This window comes from Natronococcus sp. CG52 (genome assembly GCF_023913515.1).
In the GTDB taxonomy this organism is placed as follows: domain Archaea; phylum Halobacteriota; class Halobacteria; order Halobacteriales; family Natrialbaceae; genus Natronococcus; species Natronococcus zhouii.
Genome location: NZ_CP099391.1, coordinates 2,122,746 through 2,141,440, shown reverse-complemented (window position 1 = coordinate 2,141,440; position 18,695 = coordinate 2,122,746). Strand labels below are relative to the sequence as shown.

General features: G+C 67.2%; 17 protein-coding genes. 8 read left to right on the top strand and 9 right to left on the bottom strand.

The window, feature by feature from the left end:
* The first annotated feature begins 1 nt into the window (after window position 1).
* The gene (locus tag NED97_RS10855; RefSeq protein WP_252487063.1) at window positions 2-1,117 is read left to right on the top strand and encodes a DUF7351 domain-containing protein; all 1,116 of its coding nucleotides are present in this window, start codon (window positions 2-4) and stop codon (window positions 1,115-1,117) included.
* Between the two features lie 24 nt (window positions 1,118-1,141).
* Here NED97_RS10855 and NED97_RS10850 read toward each other — a convergent pair whose 3' ends face one another.
* From NED97_RS10850 to NED97_RS10835, 4 genes are all read right to left on the bottom strand, one after another.
* Window positions 1,142-1,897, bottom strand: a complete 756-nt coding sequence (locus NED97_RS10850) for an archaeal proteasome endopeptidase complex subunit alpha (RefSeq protein WP_252487062.1) — start codon at window positions 1,895-1,897, stop codon at window positions 1,142-1,144.
* Entirely contained in the window at window positions 1,898-2,626 is a 729-nt protein-coding gene (locus NED97_RS10845) for a proteasome subunit alpha (RefSeq protein ID WP_252487061.1), read from the bottom strand. It lies immediately after the preceding gene.
* Between the two features lie 138 nt (window positions 2,627-2,764).
* Entirely contained in the window at window positions 2,765-3,229 is a 465-nt protein-coding gene (locus NED97_RS10840) for a nucleotidyltransferase domain-containing protein (protein ID WP_252487060.1), read from the bottom strand.
* A 3-nt stretch (window positions 3,230-3,232) separates the two neighbouring features.
* Window positions 3,233-4,375, bottom strand: a complete 1,143-nt coding sequence (locus NED97_RS10835; protein WP_252487059.1) for a M24 family metallopeptidase — start codon at window positions 4,373-4,375, stop codon at window positions 3,233-3,235.
* A 180-nt stretch (window positions 4,376-4,555) separates the two neighbouring features.
* Here NED97_RS10835 and NED97_RS10830 point away from each other — a divergent pair, with 180 nt between their 5' ends.
* The 3 genes from NED97_RS10830 to NED97_RS10820 all read left to right on the top strand — a co-directional run bounded on the left by NED97_RS10830 (window position 4,556) and on the right by NED97_RS10820 (window position 7,572).
* Window positions 4,556-6,232, top strand: a complete 1,677-nt coding sequence (locus tag NED97_RS10830) for an alpha,alpha-trehalose-phosphate synthase (UDP-forming) (protein WP_252487058.1) — start codon at window positions 4,556-4,558, stop codon at window positions 6,230-6,232.
* 1 nt (window position 6,233) lies between these two features.
* A complete protein-coding gene (gene otsB / locus NED97_RS10825; protein ID WP_252487057.1) occupies window positions 6,234-7,085 on the top strand; it encodes a trehalose-phosphatase in 852 nt (283 codons plus the stop codon).
* Between the two features lie 136 nt (window positions 7,086-7,221).
* The gene (locus tag NED97_RS10820) at window positions 7,222-7,572 is read left to right on the top strand and encodes a winged helix-turn-helix domain-containing protein (protein WP_252487056.1); all 351 of its coding nucleotides are present in this window, start codon (window positions 7,222-7,224) and stop codon (window positions 7,570-7,572) included.
* 109 nt (window positions 7,573-7,681) lie between these two features.
* Here the strand turns inward: NED97_RS10820 and NED97_RS10815 are convergent, their stop codons facing one another.
* The 3 genes from NED97_RS10815 to NED97_RS10805 form a co-directional block, all read right to left on the bottom strand.
* Window positions 7,682-8,494 carry a zinc metalloprotease gene (locus NED97_RS10815; protein WP_252487055.1) on the bottom strand — a complete coding sequence of 271 codons (813 nt, stop codon included), beginning with the start codon at window positions 8,492-8,494 and terminating at the stop codon, window positions 7,682-7,684.
* A 273-nt stretch (window positions 8,495-8,767) separates the two neighbouring features.
* Window positions 8,768-9,061, bottom strand: a complete 294-nt coding sequence (locus tag NED97_RS10810) for a hypothetical protein (RefSeq protein WP_252487054.1) — start codon at window positions 9,059-9,061, stop codon at window positions 8,768-8,770.
* Window positions 9,062-9,357: 296 nt separating this feature from the next.
* Window positions 9,358-10,008, bottom strand: a complete 651-nt coding sequence (locus tag NED97_RS10805; RefSeq protein WP_252487053.1) for a helix-turn-helix domain-containing protein — start codon at window positions 10,006-10,008, stop codon at window positions 9,358-9,360.
* Between the two features lie 87 nt (window positions 10,009-10,095).
* On the opposite strand from NED97_RS10805, the gene hutU reads away from it, so the two are divergent.
* The 3 genes from hutU to hutI are packed head-to-tail and all read left to right on the top strand — an operon-like array spanning window position 10,096 to window position 14,110.
* On the top strand, window positions 10,096-11,841 hold the full coding sequence (gene hutU, locus NED97_RS10800; protein ID WP_252487052.1) for a urocanate hydratase: 1,746 nt from the start codon (window positions 10,096-10,098) through the stop codon (window positions 11,839-11,841).
* Complete coding sequence (hutG, locus tag NED97_RS10795; protein WP_252487051.1) at window positions 11,838-12,854, top strand: formimidoylglutamase; 1,017 nt, start codon at window positions 11,838-11,840, stop codon at window positions 12,852-12,854. The genes hutU and hutG overlap by 4 nt, the downstream gene beginning before the upstream one ends.
* Entirely contained in the window at window positions 12,851-14,110 is a 1,260-nt protein-coding gene (gene hutI, locus NED97_RS10790) for an imidazolonepropionase (RefSeq protein ID WP_252487050.1), read from the top strand. The genes hutG and hutI overlap by 4 nt, the downstream gene beginning before the upstream one ends.
* 89 nt (window positions 14,111-14,199) lie before the next feature.
* Here the strand turns inward: hutI and NED97_RS10785 are convergent, their stop codons facing one another.
* Window positions 14,200-14,553: a hypothetical protein gene (locus NED97_RS10785; protein WP_252487049.1), complete on the bottom strand. Its 354-nt coding sequence runs from the start codon at window positions 14,551-14,553 to the stop codon at window positions 14,200-14,202.
* A gap of 92 nt (window positions 14,554-14,645) precedes the next feature.
* On the opposite strand from NED97_RS10785, the gene hutH reads away from it, so the two are divergent.
* Window positions 14,646-16,280 carry a histidine ammonia-lyase gene (gene hutH / locus NED97_RS10780; RefSeq protein WP_252487048.1) on the top strand — a complete coding sequence of 545 codons (1,635 nt, stop codon included), beginning with the start codon at window positions 14,646-14,648 and terminating at the stop codon, window positions 16,278-16,280.
* A gap of 189 nt (window positions 16,281-16,469) precedes the next feature.
* On the opposite strand, the gene NED97_RS10775 is transcribed toward hutH, so the two are convergent.
* The gene (locus NED97_RS10775; RefSeq protein ID WP_252487047.1) at window positions 16,470-18,497 is read right to left on the bottom strand and encodes a bacterio-opsin activator domain-containing protein; all 2,028 of its coding nucleotides are present in this window, start codon (window positions 18,495-18,497) and stop codon (window positions 16,470-16,472) included.
* Between the last annotated feature and the right edge of the window lie 198 nt (window positions 18,498-18,695).

Below are 18,695 nucleotides of genomic sequence, written 5' to 3'. Positions count from 1 at the left end.
AATGACTCCAGGATCCGATGGCGACGCGACGACCGCATCGGACGGTCGAAACGACGACCAACCGGCCGGAACTATCGTCACCGAGCCGAGCGACGCGTTCCAGGCGCTCGGTAACGAGATCCGGATGGGAATTCTCGAGACGATGCTCGCGCGGACCGACGCGGACGGTCCGTCGCGACCGACGTTCACGGACCTGTTCGAGGCGTCGGGGCTCGAGACGTCGGCCAAGTTCGCCTACCACCTCGAGCAACTCGAGGGGGCGTACCTCCGGAAGGTCGAGGGAGACGGAACCGACTCCGACGGCTACGAGTTCACGTACGCGGGCCGGAAGATTGCCCGCGCCATCGCCGCCGGTGACTACACTCGACGAGTCGACCGGGACCCGATCTCGCTGTCCGACCCCTGCCCGTTCTGCGACGCGGCGGGGCTCGAGGCGACGTCCACGGACAACGTCGTCACGGTCGCGTGTCGGGAGTGTGATCGCTCCCTGCTCGGACTCGACTTTCCGCCGTCGGGACTCGAAGCTCACGGAGAGCGACTGCCGGAAGCGTTCGATCGCCACCATCGCCATCGGCTTGCGCTCATGCAGGACGGCGTCTGCCCCGAGTGTAGCGGCCGCATCGACGGCCACCTCGTTTCGCCGACCGAGGGCGTCAAAGATCTGTTACCCGAACCGATGACGGGCCACCTTCAGGCGGCGTTCGAGTGTCACCAGTGTGGCCACGGTGTCCGCTGCCCCGTCACGCTCGCCCTGCTCGAGCATCCTGCCGTCGTGTCGTTTCACCGCGACCATGATCGGCCGATTCGCGACCGTCCGATCTGGAACGTCGGCGACGAGTGGCACGAGACGGTGCTTTCCGAGGACCCCCTGTGCGTTCGGGTCGTCGTCGAACTCGAGGAGGAGATCCTGGCGCTGTACGTCGACGGAACCGTGCAGATTCGAGAGATCCAGCGGACGGATACGGCGCCGTCGAAACCGGAAGAACGGCCGGACGCGGCTCTCGTGTCGAGCGAACGGATGGCGGGGGATTCCTCGGCGGAGTCGCTGACGGCAACTCCGGCGACGACCGAAGGGGCGGACGGTTCGACGGACGCACAGAGTCGGCCCGCGGAGTGAGGGCCCCAGTCGTCGCACCCGTTCTCAGTTCTCCTGGCCGCCGTCCACGCCCGATTCTGCGAGTGCAGCGGCGATTTCGTCGTTCGCGAGCGACTGGACCGTCACCGGCTCCGGTTCCATCCTCCAGACGTCGACTTTCTCGGGAACGAGCGGCTCGTCGGTTGCCGTCCCGAGCCCCTCGAGTGCGCGTCGAATCCCCCACTGGGTTCCGCCACCGTCGTCGCCGAGTGCCGATTCGAAGTATCCTCGAACGGCGTCGGCGCCGTTCCCGATCGCGACCGCGCGCCAGCCGTAGGGCGTCCCGCTCGGATCGAGTTCGAACAGTCGCGGGCTCGAGGCGGGTGCGGACTCGTCGACGCCAGCGACGAGCAACGCGGTTCCGTAGGGCCGCGACCCACCCGTCTGGGTAAACTCCTGGACGTGGTCGGCAATCGCCGTCGTGAGCGACTCCACGTCGATCGGTTCGCCGTACCGGAGCCGGTGGCGCTGGCCGACCTCGCGCGCGAGGTCTACGAGCCGACGGGCGTCCGCCGCGTGGCCCGCCGAGGCGACCGCGACGTGGTCGTCGACCCGGTGGATCTTCTCGACCGTGTCGGCCTCGAGCAGCGGCGACGGGAGCCGCTTCCGGGCTGCGAGGACGGCCCCCTCGTCGGTTCGGACGCCGACGCTGGGCGAGCCGCGCTCGACGGCCTCCCGCGCGTACTCGACCTGGTAGAGCCGCCCGTCCGGCGAGAAGATGGTGTGCCCGCGGTCGTAGGCCTGCTGGCGCGAGGACTCCATTCAGGCCACCTCCTCGGCGCCGTCAGGAGTCTCGTTCGTCGTCGCAACGGCCGCCTCCAGGTCGTCGAACCGCTCGAGGTCAATCCCCGACTCGGTGATCGCCGCGACGGTCATCCCGTCGCCACTGGCGGTGTCGCGCTCGGTCGCGCCGTGGACGGCTGAGACGGCGACGTCCCGAAGTTCTTCGACGGTCGCGTCCGGTTCGTAGGAGTTCTCGAGGACGCCGTAGGCGAGTTGCATCCCGCTACCGCTCGCAGCGTAGTCGGTTCGCATGACGCCGCCGCCGGGGCCGATATCGTACACTGCCGGCTCGTCGTCGACGCCGGCAAGCACCGGGTCGAGGATCCGGTAGGAGCCGCGGCGAACGAGGTCGCCAGCGACGGTGCTCATCGTCTCGACGGACATCGGCCGTTCGTGTCGCATTTCGTAGCCCCGAACTTCGGCCCGAAGCTGTCGAACGAACGACTGGGCGTCGCTCACGCTGCCGGCGAAGGCGACCGCCGTCCGGTCGTCGATGGGTTCGATCTTCTGGGCCGTCCGGTTCGTGACGAACTGTCCGCCGAGACTGGCCCGGCTGTCCGCGGCCAGGACGGCGCCGTCCACGGCGACCGCTCCCAGCGTCGTCGTTCCGGTCTTGACGATTCGGTCGTCGGCGTCCGCGTCGACGACCGGCGCTCGTCCATTCGTGATCGTATTGTCCGTTTCCGGCGGTTGCAAGGGTTCTCTCATACTCGAACGAACGGCACGTCAGCGAATAACTGTTAGCTAAAATATATTTTAGCCGCGGGGGCGTACGAACCCGTTTCACGGTCCGATCGAGTCAGGAGTCGTTCGTACAGCCGACAAACGGTCCGAGCGACGCACCGCCTAATCGGCGTGCTCGCGAAGGAGTGCAGCTCGCTCTGTCCGTCCCAACTTCTCGTAGGCGTCCGCTTCGTACTCGAGCGAGAGAACCGGAACCCGAACGCCGTCTACGGTCACGAACTCGTGATGCTCCGCGAGTTCGATCGGCGACCCCCAGGTTCCGCCGTCGCGTCGTTTCCGAACGTCGCCCATGATCTCGACGCGGACGCCGTCCTGCTCGAGGGCGCCGAAGTGCGACCGGATCGACGCCGATTCGGCGAACGAAACCGGTTCGACCACCTGCGCCGCGAACCGGCGTTCGATCTCGTACGCACCGTCTTCGGTCGTCTGCACGTCGACGTCGTTCGGAGTCAGCGGAACGCCCTGCAGCGCGAAGCTCGTACTGCCCGTCAGCGCCCACGGGACGTCGTCGAGCGCGGTCGCGAGCGTCTTCACCACGCCGCGGAACCGCCGGTTGATCGAGGGCATTGCTCACTCGCTGGCGGCTCCGGTCTTCCACCCTCGAGGCGAGTCGTTCAACCGCTCGCAGCCGTCCTCGGTGACGACCACGAGGTCCTCGATCCGGACGCCGAACTGTCCCTCGAAATAGATCCCCGGCTCGACGCTGAAGACCATACCCGGCTCGAGTTCGCGGTCGTTACCGTCGACGATATAGGGCGGCTCGTGGACCTCGAGGCCGACGCCGTGGCCGGTGCGGTGGACGAACGCATCGCCGTACCCGGCATCCTTGATAACCGACCGGGCAGCGAGATCGATCTCGCCGGCCGCGACGCCGGGTTCGATGGCCTCGACGGCGGCCTGCTGGGCCTCGCGGACCACGTCGTGAACCCGCTCGTACTCGGCCGGCGGGTCGCCGACGACGATCGTCCGGGTCTGGTCGCCGGGGTAGCGGGCGGTGCCGGCCTCGAGGTCGGCGTCGACGAACGCGCCGAAGTCGAGCACGATCGGATCGCCCCGTTGAATTTCGCGGTCGCCGCTGTGGTGGTGCGGCCGGGCGCCGTTCGGTCCCGCCGCAACGATCGTCTCGAACGCCGGCTCGCCGCCGCCTTCCGCCGCGAGCAGGCGGTCGATCTCCGCGGCGAGTTCGGCCTCGGTCGTTCCCACCAGATCCTCGCCGCGCGACCGGATCTCGAGCGAGACGCGATCGGCGATCTCCCCCGCCCGCCGGAGCGCGTCGAGTTCGACCTCGTCTTTGCGGATTCGCAACGGCTCGAGGACGGTACTCGCGAGGCCGAACTCGCCCGTCGGAAGCAGCGCGCGCAGATCCTGGCCGAACGTCGTCCACATGCGGTCGTCGAGGAGGACGGTCGGAGACTCGAGTTCGTACTCCTCGAGCACTCCGTCGACGACCGCGACCGGATCGTCCTCGTCGTCCCAGAGTCGAAGGTCGGGGATGTCGAAGGCCGTCAACTGCGCCTCGTACATCGTCGGCGCGACGAGTGCCGGTGAGCCGACTCGCGGGACGAACAGCAACAGGTGGCGCTCCGACGGCGACTCCGCGAAGCCGGTGAGATAGGTGAGGCTCGGACTCGGGAAGCAGACGAGCAGGTCCGCGTCGACGGCCTCGAGGCGTCGCTGACAGGTTTCGATGCGGGCCTCGAACGGTGGATGCATGCCGGCGCTTCGGCCGATCGGGAGAAGAACGTTCGGGTCTTCGAAACGAACTGCCGCGAAAAATCGGCGAAACCGGTTGTTTGACGGGTCCATCCGCCTGAATGATACGGGGTCCCATTAGAGGTCCATGCAGTTGCAGGCCGCGAACCAACACGTCGGCGAACTGTTTCGATTCAGCGAATGCGACTCACGGAGCAGCGACTGTCGAAGAGACTCGCGGACGAGCGACGAACAGACGGCGGAACCCGGACCCTCGACGAATCCGGCGACGACGGTCCGTCCTGTCCCGGTTCGTTGATCGTCGTTTCGAACCGGCAGCCGTATCGCCACGAATACGCGGACGACGGATCGGAGGCCGCGGCGAACGCCGACGGTACGCTCGACGATTCGGCCGACGGACGATCGATTACCGTCGACGAACCGGCCGGCGGGCTGACCGCCGGTATCGATCCGGTCGTCAAGCAGGCAAGCGGGACCTGGATCGCCTGGGGCGACGGCGAGGCTGACTTCGACGTCACGGACGGGGACAATTGCGTCACCGTGCCGCCGGGCGAGGACGCGTACACGCTTCACCGGATCGACCTCTCCGAAGAGGCGGTCGACTCCTACTACTACGGCTTCAGCAACCAGGTTCTCTGGCCGCTGTGCCACGAGTTTCCCGACCTGATCGAGGAGAAAGACGGCGATTGGTCGAACGATTTCGCGTGGTACCGCACCGTCAACGAGCGCTTCGCCGAGGCCGTCTCGGAGCACGCGACCGACGACTCGGTCGTCTGGATCCAGGACTACCACTTCGCGCTCGCGCCGCGGATGATCCGCGAACGCGTACCAGACGGGACGACGATCGCGCACTTCTGGCACATCCCCTGGCCGACGCCGCAGACGTTCGCACACTGTCCGGAGGGCGAGCAGATTCTCGAGGGACTGCTCGGAAACGACCTGCTCGGATTCCACGTCGACCAGTACGCCACGCTCTTCCTCGACTGCGTCGAGGAGTTCCTCGCCGACGCGGTCGTCGACCGCGACGAGTGCCTCGTCCGCTACGAGGGTAAAACGACGAGACTCGTTACGTCCGCGATGGGGATCGACGCCGAATCCTACGACGAAGACGCCCGCGCCGTCGACGACGAAGAGGTGACAGCGCTGCTCGAGCGCCACGACGTTCCCGCCGACACTGTCCTCGCCCTCGGCGTCGACCGTCTCGACTATTCGAAGGGAATTCCCGAGCGGCTGTCGGCGATCGAGCGCGTCCTCGAGCGCAGTCCCGAGTGGCACGGCGAGTTCACGTTCTTCCAGAAGGCGACGCCCTCGCGAACGGGTATCCCCGCCTACGAACGACTCGGCGAACTGGTCCGGAGCGAGGTCGAACGCATCAATAGCCGGTTCGGGACCGACGACTGGCAGCCGATCGTCTACACCGAGGACTACGTCTCCCACGAGAACCTCTGCGGACTCTACCGACGGGCCGACGTGATGATTATCAGCCCGCTGCTCGACGGGATGAACCTCGTCGCACAGGAGTACGTCGCTTCGAGCGTCGACGGCGACGGCGTCCTGGTGCTGAGCGACCGCACCGGTTCCCACGAGCGACTCGGTGACACCACGCTGACGATCGACCCGACCGACACCGACGCGTTCGCCTCACAGCTCGAGACCGCGCTGTCGATGCCGACCGAGGAACGCCGGCGGCGGATGAACACGCTCCGCAATCGGGTGTTCGACGGCGACCTCGAGTCGTGGATGCGAAGCCAGTTCGACGAGATCAGGCGCGTTCACGCGCCTTCTGACTCGGACGACGACGAGGACGAGGGATCGAACTCGGATCGAGACACGGACGCGCAGACGCCGCCAGTGTAGAATGTCGAAGAGCAAGACGCACCCGCGGCCGATCGACGAGCTGGTGCCGCGGCTCCGAACGAAACTGTCCGGCGCCGCGGAGCTGCTCCTCTGTCTCGACTTCGACGGGACGCTCGCACCGATCGTCGAGGATCCGGACGAGGCAGAGCCGACGCAGGCCGTCACGGACGCACTCGAGACCGTCACGCCCGAGCCGGACGTAACGACCGCGGTCGTCAGCGGTCGGGGACTCGCGGACGTGCGCCAGCGAGTCGACGGGCCCCGGATCTACGCCGGCAATCACGGGCTCGAACTCGCTCGCGACGGATCGGTCGCCGTCCACCCGGTTGCGCGCAAACGTGCCGAACGGATCGACGCGGTCTGCGAGGCGCTCGAGGTTGCCCTCGAACCCGTTCCGAACGCTCGGATCGAGAACAAGCGGTTGACCGCGACGGTCCACTTCCGCTCGGTCCCGTCGGGCGCCCAGCCGCAGGTCGAACGGCTCACGTACGACGCCGTCGACCGGTTCGGCGGCGACGACCTCGAGGTGTCGACCGGCAAGCAGATCCTCGAGATCGGTCCGAATATCCCCTGGGGAAAGGGGAACGCGGTCGAACTGATCGTGGCGGACCTCCCCGACGAGGCGGTCCCGGTCTATATCGGCGACGACGTCACCGACGAGTCGGCGTTTCAGGCGGTCGAACCGGAGGGTATCGGCGTACGAGTCGGCGGCGACGAGCCGACCGCTGCGTCCGGCCGCGTTCGCTCGCCGGAGCAGGTCGCCTCGCTGCTCGAGTGGTTCGCGACGGCCGGTCTCGAACGCGTTCGCGATCGGGCGAACCGCTCGGGCGTTCAGGAGACTGACACTCGGTAACTGAGACTGCCGGAGTACTCCCCTCAGACGCTCTACCGCGTTATTACCCCGGCAAATCGCGGGAGGGACCCGACCGGTCGGATCGAAAGTATTAGTCACCACTGGAAATATAGTGTGAGTACGAGCGTGACCGAGAGTGAAATTACGACAACCCACTGACTTCCTGATTCTCGAGGAACTCGAGGATAAGGGGCGCAACGTCGCGACCAATCTCGCAGCCCACACCGGAAAGAGCCGGAAGAACATCAACACCAGACTGCCGGTGCTGGAGGACTACAGCCTCGTCCGCAAGATCGGTCCGGCGGAACGATCCGGGCTGTACGAGATCACCTCCCTCGGAAAGGCCGCGCTGGTCTACCGCGACCAGTACGACGACGCCGACGACTTCGAGTCGCTCATCGAGGGGCCGAGCGCCGAGGCGAACGGGGAACAGGCCGAGAGTCAGGCCAGTTTCGCTCGCGGCGAGAGCGAAGACAACGACGAGTAACGTCCTGAGTCACCGGGTCGACTGCAGGCCGGCCGCTTTTCGGAGCGTCGCCGTTCCGTTTCATCCTGCGGGCCGAGCGGTGAGAAGATACTGCCCCACAGCGGTGGCGCTACAGCGAGAACCCGCCGTTGTACGCCTCGAGTTCGCGCTGTGCGCACGCCGAGAAGGTAAGACTGAGCGTGCGGTCGTAACCGTCCGTCCTCGGGTAGACCGTCCCACACCGCGACCGATCGTTCTCGTACGTCGAATCCCAGGCGTAGCTGCTGAGCATCGGCGTCGCGACGATCGCGTCCCCGTCGCGGAACGCGATGCCGTGGTCGTGTTCCAGTCCGAGGGCGTGGCCGAGTTCGTGTAACAGGATCTGTGTCGTCCGCGTCCGTCGCTCGTTTTCGACGACCCGGTGAATCGAATCGCCGTCCCGGACCGTCTCCAGTTCGTCGAACGGCGGCAGCGTGGCGAGATACCGGGCGCCGCCGACGGAGGCGACCTGCGGGATCGCAAATCCGGTCGGAGTGGTCGTCATCTGTCCGTCGGTCACGAGCAGGTTGACGTCCGCCACCGGATCGAGATCGCGCGCCCCCAGCGCGCCCGCCGCGAGAATCTTCGGCCACTCCCCGTTGATCGTGACGCGGGCGCCGTCCTCGGTCGAAACCGAGACGACGCCGCCGTACGAGAGTTCGAGCTGCCAGTACTCGTAGCCCAGCAGTGCGTCGAGGTACTCGAGCAGCCGGCTGTCGACGGCGTCGTATCGGGCCGCCTCCTCCGAGAGCCAGACTCGGACCTCGAGCGTCTCGGCCGGCGACCGCGTGGCGTAGCCGAGCGTTCCCAGGGTGCCGAGCGAGAGTAGCGATCCGAGTCCGCCCAGGAAGAGGCGGCGTCTGACGGACCCCGTACTCGAGCCCGCGTGGGTATCCGTGCTCATGTCTCTGTAATCGGTGTCAGTTCGGCTCGCGATCGTCGGTCGGGGTTGGGTGTCCCTACGAGCTATAACGGCCGTGCCTAAAACGGTTACATTCGGACTACAGACGGTCAGAACGGCCGTACACTCGGGAAACCGGACCGGAGTTCGACGGCGATTCGCGGACGGATCTCCTCGACCGATGCCCGGAAAGCGCACGGGATCACGACTGCAGAGCCGAAGCTAGGGTCGCCCTTCGGCGACTCCGGAGCAGCTGGCCCTTCCGCCCGTTACAGGTTACTCGAGAGCCTGCACCGAGCGGGCGGTCGGTAACGGGCGCCTCGTGTCGACGACTCGGGCGATGTCATCGTCGACACGGACCACCATCGAGGCCGGTAGCTCCTCCGGGTCGATCGGCGCAAGCAACAGCAGGACGCCGGTTTCGACCTCGATCAGCCGTCGGTCGGGATCGTTCTGTCGAAGACAGGGGCGCCACGCGTCCGTCCGGAGGCGTCGATCGACCTCCCAGCCGGTGTAGTACTCGCCGTTCGACCCCTCGAACACGGCCTCGACCGAGGTTTCGTCGATCACGACTGATCCTCCGCCGGCTCTCGAGGCGGCCGTCTCCGCTGGATACCCGAATCGCTCATCCTCCGAACCGAGTCGGGCCAGTCCCATCCTCAGTCGGGTTAACATCTGTGACTCTTATAGTCGGTTGAGTGTCCGTACCACGGAACTGACGCCGTCGAAGGACGGTCGTTCCGTCGAGAGTGCGAAAACGTGACGCGCTCGATCCAGTACGGGCGGAATCTCGCGTAACGCGAAACCTCACGCGACGCGAGATCGTACGCGATACGAGCGCGTTTCTCAGGAGTGGGGGACGAGGATCAGTACAGGTGTGGGTGTAACGACGTAACCAGCTTTCTCTCGGCGCGCCGAAGGTGGTCCTCCACCGTCCGCCGGTTGACTCCCAGTTCGTCGGCGAGCCGTTCGGTCGTCGTCTCTCGAGGGAGTTCGTAGTACCCCGCCTCGATCGCCAGTGACAGGACCTCCTGCTGCCGATCCGTCAGTTCCGGGAGAACCTCGTCGAGGGACAACAGCGGGGAGGATCGAGCGGGGACGTCGATTTCGCGCTTGCTCAGGACGTCGATCTCGAACCCGTCGTCGACGAGATCGGCGTAGAGCGCGGTGAGGCTCGTCGAGTCGAGCGCGAGGATCCGGCAGTGTTTCCTCCCGTTTTCGTACCGGAGCGGCGGGAGAAAGAGACAGTTGTGGGACTCGAGATACTGCTCGACGTACGTAGTCTCGTGTCGTTTCAGACACGAACTCGTGATGACGACGGCCTCTCCGTCCCCCCGAACGCACTCGTCGACCCCGATATCGGAACGAACCTGGGAGAGGACCGGCTCGATCGTCGAGCCGGCGACGTAAAGGAGATCCGCGTGGTCGTTACACCAGAGTTCGATTCGACAGTCGGTTCCGTCGGTCGGCTCGGTGTAGGCGCTCGAGTCGGAGATGGCGAAGGTTGACTCGTACACGCGCTTCCAGTACGCGCCCCACCCGTTATAAATCCATTTCCGAACGGAACATCATAGGTGTTGGTTCTGCGGGTCGTTCTACCGAGTATGAGCAACGAGCAGCGGTCGTCTCTCGGGAGGGGTTCTCCGAGCGAACAGTGGCGGGAGTACCAGGGTGCGTCGACGGGGACGGATATCGAATGTGAGGGGTGGCGCCAGGAGGCCGCCCTCCGGATGCTGAACAACAACCTGGATCCCGACGTCGCCGAGCGGCCCGAGGACCTGGTCGTCTACGGCGGGACCGGCCGGGCGGCGCGCTCGTGGGACGCCTACGACGCGATCTGTGACGAACTCCGCGAACTGGGCGACGAGGAGACGCTGCTCGTCCAGAGCGGGAAGCCCGTCGGCCGATTCGAGACTCACGAGCGCGCGCCGCGGGTGCTGATCGCCAACTCGAACCTCGTCGGCAAGTGGGACGACTGGGAACATTTCCACGAACTCGAGGCGAAGGGCCTGATTATGTACGGCCAGATGACCGCCGGCTCGTGGGCCTACATCGGCACCCAGGGGATCATCCAGGGCACCTACGAGACGCTGGCCGAGCTGTCGAACCAGCACTACCCGGACACCGACGGCCTGCACGGCAAGATCGTCGTTACCGGCGGACTCGGCGGGATGGGCGGCGCCCAGCCGCTCGCGGTGACGATGAACGGCGGCGTCTGCATCGCCGCCGAAGTCGACGAAAACCGAATCGACCGCCGCCTCGAGACGGGCTACTGCCGGGAGAAGACCGACGACCTCGACGAAGCGATCGAGCGGGCCGAAGCCGCCGCCGAGGCCGGCGAACCCTACAGCGTCGGCGTCCACACGAACGCCGCCGATATGCTCGAGGCGATGCTCGAGCGCGGCTTCGTCCCGGACATCGTCACCGACCAGACCAGCGCCCACGACGAACTCGAGGGCTACTACCCGTCCGGCTACTCGGTCGCGGAGGCCGACCGGCTTCGCGAGGAGGATCCGGAAAGCTACGTCGCGGAGAGCCTCGCGACGATGGAGCGCCACGTCGACGCGATCCTCGAGATGCAGGAGGAGGGCGCGGTCGCCTTCGAGTACGGCAACAACATCCGCGGACAGGTCGCCGACCACCGCGACCACGAGTCGGCGTTCGACTACCCGGGCTTCGTGCCGGCGTACATCCGCCCGCTGTTCTGTCGCGGGAAGGGGCCGTTCCGCTGGGTCGCCCTGTCCGGCGACCCGGCCGACATCCACCGGACCGACGACGCGGTCAGGGAACTCTTCCCCGAGAAGGACCATCTCCACCGCTGGATCGACCTCGCCCAGGAGCAGGTCGAGTTCCAGGGGCTGCCCTCGAGGGTGTGCTGGCTCGGCTACAACACCGATGGAGAGGGCGACGAGGCGCTCACCGAGCGCGCCCGCTTCGCCCTCCGGATCAACGACCTCGTCGCCGACGGCGAAATTTCGGCACCGATCGTCGTCACGCGGGATCACTTGGACGCCGGCTCCGTAGCGAGCCCGAACCGCGAGACGGAGGCGATGCGCGACGGCAGCGACGCCGTCGCCGACTGGCCGATCTTGAACGCGCTGCTCAACTGCGCAGCCGGCGCCGACATCGTCAGCGTCCACGACGGCGGCGGCGTCGGCATCGGCAACGCCCTTCACGCGAACAATCACGTCGTCCTCGACGGCTCCGACCTGGCCGCCCGAAAGGCAAAACGGGTGTTCACGACGGACCCGGGAATGGGCGTGATCCGCCACGCCGACGCGGGGTACGAGGAGGCGCACGAGGAGGCCCGCGACTCGAACGTGCCCGTTCCGATGGAGGGCCGCAAATGACCGACGACGGCGAACGCGAGGACGGGAACGGACGCCGGTTCGCGACCCACCCGGACTGGGAGACGACGGGCGGCTGGCGCGAACTGGCGCGCGGCGGCGACCCGAACGACGAACTGCTCGGCCACGTCGTCGAACGGGTCGATCTCGAGAGCCTCGAGGACGCAGCCGCGACCGCCGTTCTCGTCGGCGAGCCGTACGACAGCGCGGTCATCGGACGGCAGGGAGCGCGGGAAGCGCCGCCCGCGATCAGACGATCGCTCGCGCGAACCAAGAGCCACCACTTCGACGGCGGACCGATCGACGCCGTCGCCGACCTCGGCGACGTGCGCTCGCTCGTCGAGCGCCTCGAGGCCGAGGGGACCGACGAGTCGGTCGCGGACGTCCAGGCCGACCTCGAGGAGACGACACGGCTCGTCCACGAGGCCGACGCGCTCCCGATCTTCCTCGGCGGGGACAACTCGCTCACTTATCCGAACGTCGCGCCGCTGCTTCGCGAGGGATCCGTCGGTGTCGTCAACCTCGACGCCCACCTCGACGTTCGCGAGGTCGACGACGACCCGACGAGCGGCACGCCCTACCGACAGCTCGTTGAGGCGGGGCTCGAGCGCTACGCCTGCGTCGGCGCGCGCCACTTCGAAACCTCGACGCCGTACCACGAGTTCCTCCGCGAGCGGGGCGGCGAGGTCGTCACCGCCGAAGAGGTCGGTGACGACGCCGTCGAGGCCGCGGATCGCGCGCTCGAGGCGATGGCCGACGTCGATCACCTCTACGTCAGCGTCGACTGCGACGTCCTCGACGCCACCGCCGCGCCGGGCGTGAGCGCGCCGACCCCGGGCGGGCTGACGACGCGGGAGCTGTTCCGGCTGCTGCGGCTGCTCGCGAGCGACGACCGGATCTCCGGCTTCGAAATCGTGGAGTGTGCCCCGCCGCTCGATCGGGAGGGGCTGACGACGGACGCGGCAGCCCGTTCGATCGCTCACTTCCTGTCGGGCTACCTGGAGGGGAAACGATGAGCGAACGTAAGGCGCCGTCAGAAACGGGCGAGACGTGTGTCGTTTACGATATCGGAGAACTCGTCGTCGGACCGGCGGCGGACGGCCCCGGCAACTCGTCGCTCGACGTCCGCGAGAACGCCGCCGTCGCCGCGGTCGATGGCGAGGTCGTCGCAATCGGCTCGAGCGAGGACGTGACCCGCGAGTACCCGCCCGAGAACGCCGAGACGGCGATCGATGCTCGGGGACGAGCGGTCGTTCCCGGCTTCGTCGATCCCCATACGCACGCCGTCTTCGCCGGGGATCGGTCCGACGAGTTCGAGGCCAAGTTGCGGGGCAAGGAGTACCAGGAGATCCTCGAGGAGGGCGGCGGCATCCTCCGGACCGTCCGGGCGACCCGCGAGGCGAGCGACGACGAACTGCTCGAGAACCTCCGCGGCCACCTCGAAACCATGCTCGCCCACGGGACGACGACTGTCGAAGTGAAGTCGGGCTACGGACTCGACACCGAAAGCGAGCTCCGACTGCTCGAGGCGATCGACCGCGCGGACGACGCGCAGCCGATCGATCTCGTCCCGACGTTCATGGGCGCTCACGCCGTCCCCGAGGGCCAGGAGACGGACGACTACGTCCGCGCCGTCGTCGAAGAACAGCTTCCGGCGGTCGCCGACCAGGGGATCGCCGAGTTCTGCGACGTCTTCTGCGAGGAAGGGGTCTTCGACGTCGAGCAGTCGAGGCGCGTCCTCGAGGCCGGCGCGGAGTACGGCCTGACGCCGAAGGTCCACGCCGAGGAGTTCACGCGTCTCGGCGGTGCACGGCTCGCAGCAGACCTCGAGGCCGCGAGCGCCGACCACCTGCTGCACGCAGACGAGGACGACATCCACGCGCTCGTCGAGGCTGGCGTCGTCCCCGTTCTGCTGCCGGGCACCGCGTTCGGCCTCGGCGAGGCGTACGCCGACGCGCGGGCGTTCCTCGAGGCCGGCGCGCCGGTCGCCCTCGCGACCGACTTCAACCCCAACTGTCACGCTCGAAGCATGGGGTTCGCACAGACGCTCGGCGCGGTCGAGATGGGGATGACGCCGGCCGAGGCGCTGCTCGCGGCGACGCGCAACGCCGCGCTGGCGCTCGGCCTCGAGGACGGCACCGGCACGCTTCGCGAGGGAGCGCCGGCCGACGCCGTCGTGCTCGAGGCGCCGTCGTACGTCCACGTCTCCTACCGGTTCGACACGCCGGCCGTCGACACCGTGCTCAAGGCCGGGGAGGTGATGGGCGAATGACGGTCGCGGTCGACGGGACGGATTCGGTCCCGAGCGCGTCCGTTCCGCGATCCGCCCCGAACGTCGGTACTCAACCGCAGGAACGCGCGTTAGTACGTGATGATCTCGTAGCCGTCCTCGACGAGCGATCGGATGCTCGGATGGCCCTCGTGCTCGTCGAGCAGTTCGGCGGGGCTGTCCTCGACCTCGTCGGCGACGTCGTAGGCGTTCGCACAGTAGTGACACGCCGTCATGAGGCCGGTCAGATCGGTGTACAGCGAGTGGTAGTCGTGGTCCTCGTCCGCGAGCTCGGGGATCCACTGCGTTCCGGCGCCGTCGAAGACGATCTCGACGTCGTCTCCGGCCTCGTCGAACTCCTGGGCGGTCTGGAGTCCGTTGACGACGCGGCCGAGTTCGGCGGGCGATTCCGTACCGGCGAGAATAACGATCGCTGCGTTTGGCATGCGTCCTCCGGTTGGGAAACGAGCCTTATGCCCGTTGTGCGCTCGTGTGCGAGTTTCCCACGACCGATCGTCGCGGTCGGGGGTGATCGCCGATGACCGTCGTCGTCGACGGCGAGTCACTGACTCCCGAAGACGTCGTCGCGGTCGCACGAGATGGGGCTCGAATCGAGATCCCCGAGAGCGCTCGAGACCGGATCGGGGAGTCCCGCGCCCGGGTCGAGGACGTCATCGACAGCGGCGAACCCGTCTACGGGCTCAACACCGGCTTCGGCGAACTGGTCGACGAACGCATTCCGCCCGAGGAGGTCGAACAGTTACAGCTCAACCTGCTGCGCAGCCACGCGGCGGGCGCGGGACGGGAACTCACTCGCGAGGAGGTCCGCGCCATGCTGATCGCCCGGATCAACGCCCTCGTCAAGGGCTACTCGGGGATCCGCGAGACCGTCGTCGACCACCTCGTCGCGATGTGCAACGAGGGCGTCCACCCGGTCGTCAGATCCCACGGCAGTCTCGGCGCGAGCGGAGACCTCGCGCCGCTCGCACACATGTCGCTGGTCCTCGTCGGCGAGGGCGAGGCCGTGGTCGATCGGACTCGCGGTGAGTCGGCGGACGCGTCGGAAACCGAGCGACTGCCGGGTGCCGACGCGCTCGCCGAGATCGACCTCGAGCCCCTCACCCTGGCGCCGAAGGAGGGCCTCGCGCTCATCAACGGCACGCAGCTGACGGTCGGACTCGCAGCACTCGCCGTCGTCGACGGCGAACGGGCCGTCCGCGGCGCCGACGCGGCGGGCGCGCTAACTATCGAGACGACGCTCGGGACGACGGCGACGGCCGATCGAGCGATCCACGAGGTGCGGCCGCATTCGGGTCAACTGGAGAGCGCCGAGGCGATCCGCGAGCTCACCGCGGGGAGCGAGATCGTCGAGGCACACCGCAACTGCGACCGCGTGCAGGACGCCTACTCGCTGCGCTGTCTCCCGCAGGTCCACGGCGCCGTCCGGGACGCGCTGGCCCACCTCCGCGACGCGGTCGAGATCGAACTCAACAGCGCGACGGACAACCCGCTCGTCTTCGCCGGCGACCGCGTCGACGACCGCGCTTCGGGCACCGAAGACGCCGCGATCCTCTCCGGAGGCAACTTCCACGGGGCGCCGCTGGCGCTGCGACTCGAGTACGTTCGCCTCGCGCTAACCGATCTCGCGGCGATTTCGGAGCGCCGGATCGATCGGCTGCTGAACCCGAACCTGCAGGAGCCACACCTTCCGCCGTTTCTCGCCGCCAACAGCGGCGTCGAGTCGGGCTACATGATCGCCCAGTACACGGCCGCGTCTCTGGTCAACGAACTTCGATCGCTCGGGGCCGCCTCGGCGGACAACACGCCGGTCAGCGGCGGTCAGGAGGATCACGTTAGCATGAGCGCCCAGTCGGCGCTCCACGCCCGTACGGCCGTCGAAAACGCCACGCAGGTCGTCGCGGCTGAACTCGTCTGTGGGACGCAGGCCGCCGACTACGCGGACGACGCCTTCGAGACCGACGACCCCCTGTCGCTCGGCGTCGGCACGGCGGCCGTCTACGACCTGGTCCGGGAGGTCGTCCCGTCGCTCGAGGCGGATCGACCGGTCCACACTGACGTCGATCAGGTCGCCGCACTCCTCGCGCGTGGACTGGTCGACGAGACGATCGAACGCGCCGTCGGCGGGTCGAACGGTCCTGGAACGGCGGAGTGACGGCCGCCGAGTTATCGATTACGTCGGGGACGGCCACGTCAGCCGACGATCGGTTCGGGTAAGGTTATCAGGGTTGAGAACGTACCGGCATCTGCCTTCGTTCTGAAGGCGCCGGGACGGGGGGATCGTTCGAAACGCCACCACCTACCGTTCCCTCGACCGGTTTTGGCGGCGACGAACGCCGCGCAATCACATCGTTCCGCTGCTTTCTTCGAAAAATTCGCCGAGCACCGTCTTGAGTCCCTTCCGGAGGTGCTGGTGCATCGTCGGGGGGGAAACGTCCATCGCCTCCGCGACGTCCTCGCCCGTGCTCTCCCTGGGCCAGTCGAAAAAGCCGCCGTAGTAGGCGAGACGCAGGGTCGTGAGCTGTCGGTCCGTAAGCTGATCGAGGACGCGATTGCGCCGCTCGACGGCCGTCGTGACGGGATGATCCACCTCCCGTCGGGCCTCGAGCGCCGTATCCTCGTAGACGAGTTTCAGGGCTTCGGCGATCTCGCGAACGTCCGCGTCTCGCGGCACCTCGACCAGCAGGTGGCCGACGCCGTCTTCGACCGTCACGTCCCTGATCGTCGCGCCGTGGTTGGCGAGGGTGCGGACGCCCGACTCGGTGAGCCGGATCTCGATCGTACACTGGTCGGCACCGTCGTGAATGAGCCGACACTCCTCGACGGAGTCGTGGGCCGAGGCCTCCTCGAGCACCGTCTCGCCGTCGAGCCCCTCGACGGTCACGTACTGGAAGATGCGACCGTCAGCGGTCGATCCCGCCCACTCGAGCGAACACGTACAGTCGTACGTCCTCGAGAGATCGAACGAGAACGTCTCTCCGTCTTCGATGCGGAACTCGAGTTCGAGAACGCTGTCCGAGAAGAGCAGCTGTCGGTTCTTCACGGCGCTGATCGTGAACCCGATCGTCTCGCCGAGCAGCTGGAAACCGTCCTGCTCGCTCTCGGTGAAAGCGTCGTTGCGGCTCGCGAGTACGCAGAGCACGCCGTAGATGGTGTCGCCGTGCCTGATCGGAACGGCGATCGCGGCGTTGACGTCGTCCTCCCGGGCCGCGTCCTGCAGCTCGTCGGGGATCGATTCGGTCTCGAGAACGTCGTTTGCCGCCTGAATCTCGCCGCACTTGACGGCGCGCTGGGTCAGTTGCGGTTCTTCGAACGCACGGCTCTCGACGGTCTCGAGGAGCGTTTCGGCTTGCCCGGCCCCGGTTCGGTAGGAGAGCTGTCCCTCGCCGGTTCGTTCGGCGATCCAGGACGCGCAGTACAGCTCGGACTCGACGAGCTGTTCGCAGACCTTCCGTTCGATGGCGTCCTGGCTCGGGGCTTCGACGAGCGTCTCGATCACCTGCCGGACCACCCGGTTGATCCGATTGAGCGTCTCGAGTTGGTCCTGTCGCGACTGGAGTTGGCGTTCGCGTTTCGACCGTTCGGTGATGTCCCTGGCCAGCCAGACGACGGCGCGCTGGCCCTCGATTCGCTCGTCGATCGGGACGACGCGCGCCTCGAACCGCTGCCGCCCCGCGGTCGTCTCCGCACCGTACTCGACGGACTGGACGTCGCCGGTTTCGATCGCCCGCTCGAGACACGAGAGGAGTTTCGACGCGACGTCGTCGGGAAACGCGTCCTGGATCCGACTGCCGACGAGTTCCTCGGCGTAGACCGTATAGAGGGAGGCCGAGCCGGGCCGGATCTTCGCCTCGAGGTAGGTGCCGTCCTCGTCGATGACGAACGCCTCGTCGGGGAGTTCGTTCGCCAGAATGCGGTGGTACGCCGTCCCCGCTCCGGTCGCCGGAGCGGACGGGGCGTTCGTGATCGTGTCGGCGATTCGATCGGCGACGCGGTTCGGCTCGTCGGCCGGCACGTAGTCGGTCGCTCCCGCGCGCAGTGCGGCCGTCGCGGCCCGTTCGCTTCCCTCTCGCGGGACGACGATGGTCGGCACGCCGGGCAGATCCGCGTTGACGTGCGACAGGACCGACCGGATCGCCGACGGTTGATCGAGCTCGAGGACGACGCCGCACGGGTCCTCGTCGATCGCAGTATCGACCGTCGCCTCGGAGTCCGTCTCCGCCGCGAGCGAACCGGAGATGGCGTCGACCGCGCGGTCGCGCGATATCGCTCGGACGTCCAGCGACGGCTCTCCGTCGATCGCTGCCGACAGCTCGCTCTCTTCGTGCTCCGTGATCAGGACGACCGCCTCGCTTCGATTCACACGTTCCATAACGTCACCGGGGTCAGTGGTCCGCCGTTCCACACCAGCAAGTCTGTTATTCGATTGTCATCGGGCAATGGTTAAGCCCTTCCTATTCTCACAATCTACAAATGGATGAACAAAAGACAGTAGTTCGATCACTCGTTCGGGACTGTGCGTCGCGTCGCCGGTCGACCGCGACCGGTGCGGGTAGGCTATCGGGTTCCG

Coding starts and splice junctions, on each gene's coding strand:
- NED97_RS10815 (WP_252487055.1), bottom strand. CDS start 8,494: ATGAGCACGGATACCCACGCGGGCTCGAGTACGGGGTCCGTCAGACGC.
- NED97_RS10835 (WP_252487059.1), bottom strand. CDS start 4,375: ATGCATCCACCGTTCGAGGCCCGCATCGAAACCTGTCAGCGACGCCTC.
- NED97_RS10855 (WP_252487063.1), top strand. CDS start 2: ATGACTCCAGGATCCGATGGCGACGCGACGACCGCATCGGACGGTCGA.
- NED97_RS10775 (WP_252487047.1), bottom strand. CDS start 18,497: ATGGAACGTGTGAATCGAAGCGAGGCGGTCGTCCTGATCACGGAGCAC.
- NED97_RS10840 (WP_252487060.1), bottom strand. CDS start 3,229: ATGCCCTCGATCAACCGGCGGTTCCGCGGCGTGGTGAAGACGCTCGCG.
- hutH (WP_252487048.1), top strand. CDS start 14,646: ATGACCGTCGTCGTCGACGGCGAGTCACTGACTCCCGAAGACGTCGTC.
- NED97_RS10830 (WP_252487058.1), top strand. CDS start 4,556: ATGCGACTCACGGAGCAGCGACTGTCGAAGAGACTCGCGGACGAGCGA.
- hutU (WP_252487052.1), top strand. CDS start 10,096: ATGAGCAACGAGCAGCGGTCGTCTCTCGGGAGGGGTTCTCCGAGCGAA.
- hutG (WP_252487051.1), top strand. CDS start 11,838: ATGACCGACGACGGCGAACGCGAGGACGGGAACGGACGCCGGTTCGCG.
- NED97_RS10785 (WP_252487049.1), bottom strand. CDS start 14,553: ATGCCAAACGCAGCGATCGTTATTCTCGCCGGTACGGAATCGCCCGCC.
- hutI (WP_252487050.1), top strand. CDS start 12,851: ATGAGCGAACGTAAGGCGCCGTCAGAAACGGGCGAGACGTGTGTCGTT.
- otsB (WP_252487057.1), top strand. CDS start 6,234: ATGTCGAAGAGCAAGACGCACCCGCGGCCGATCGACGAGCTGGTGCCG.
- NED97_RS10845 (WP_252487061.1), bottom strand. CDS start 2,626: ATGAGAGAACCCTTGCAACCGCCGGAAACGGACAATACGATCACGAAT.
- NED97_RS10850 (WP_252487062.1), bottom strand. CDS start 1,897: ATGGAGTCCTCGCGCCAGCAGGCCTACGACCGCGGGCACACCATCTTC.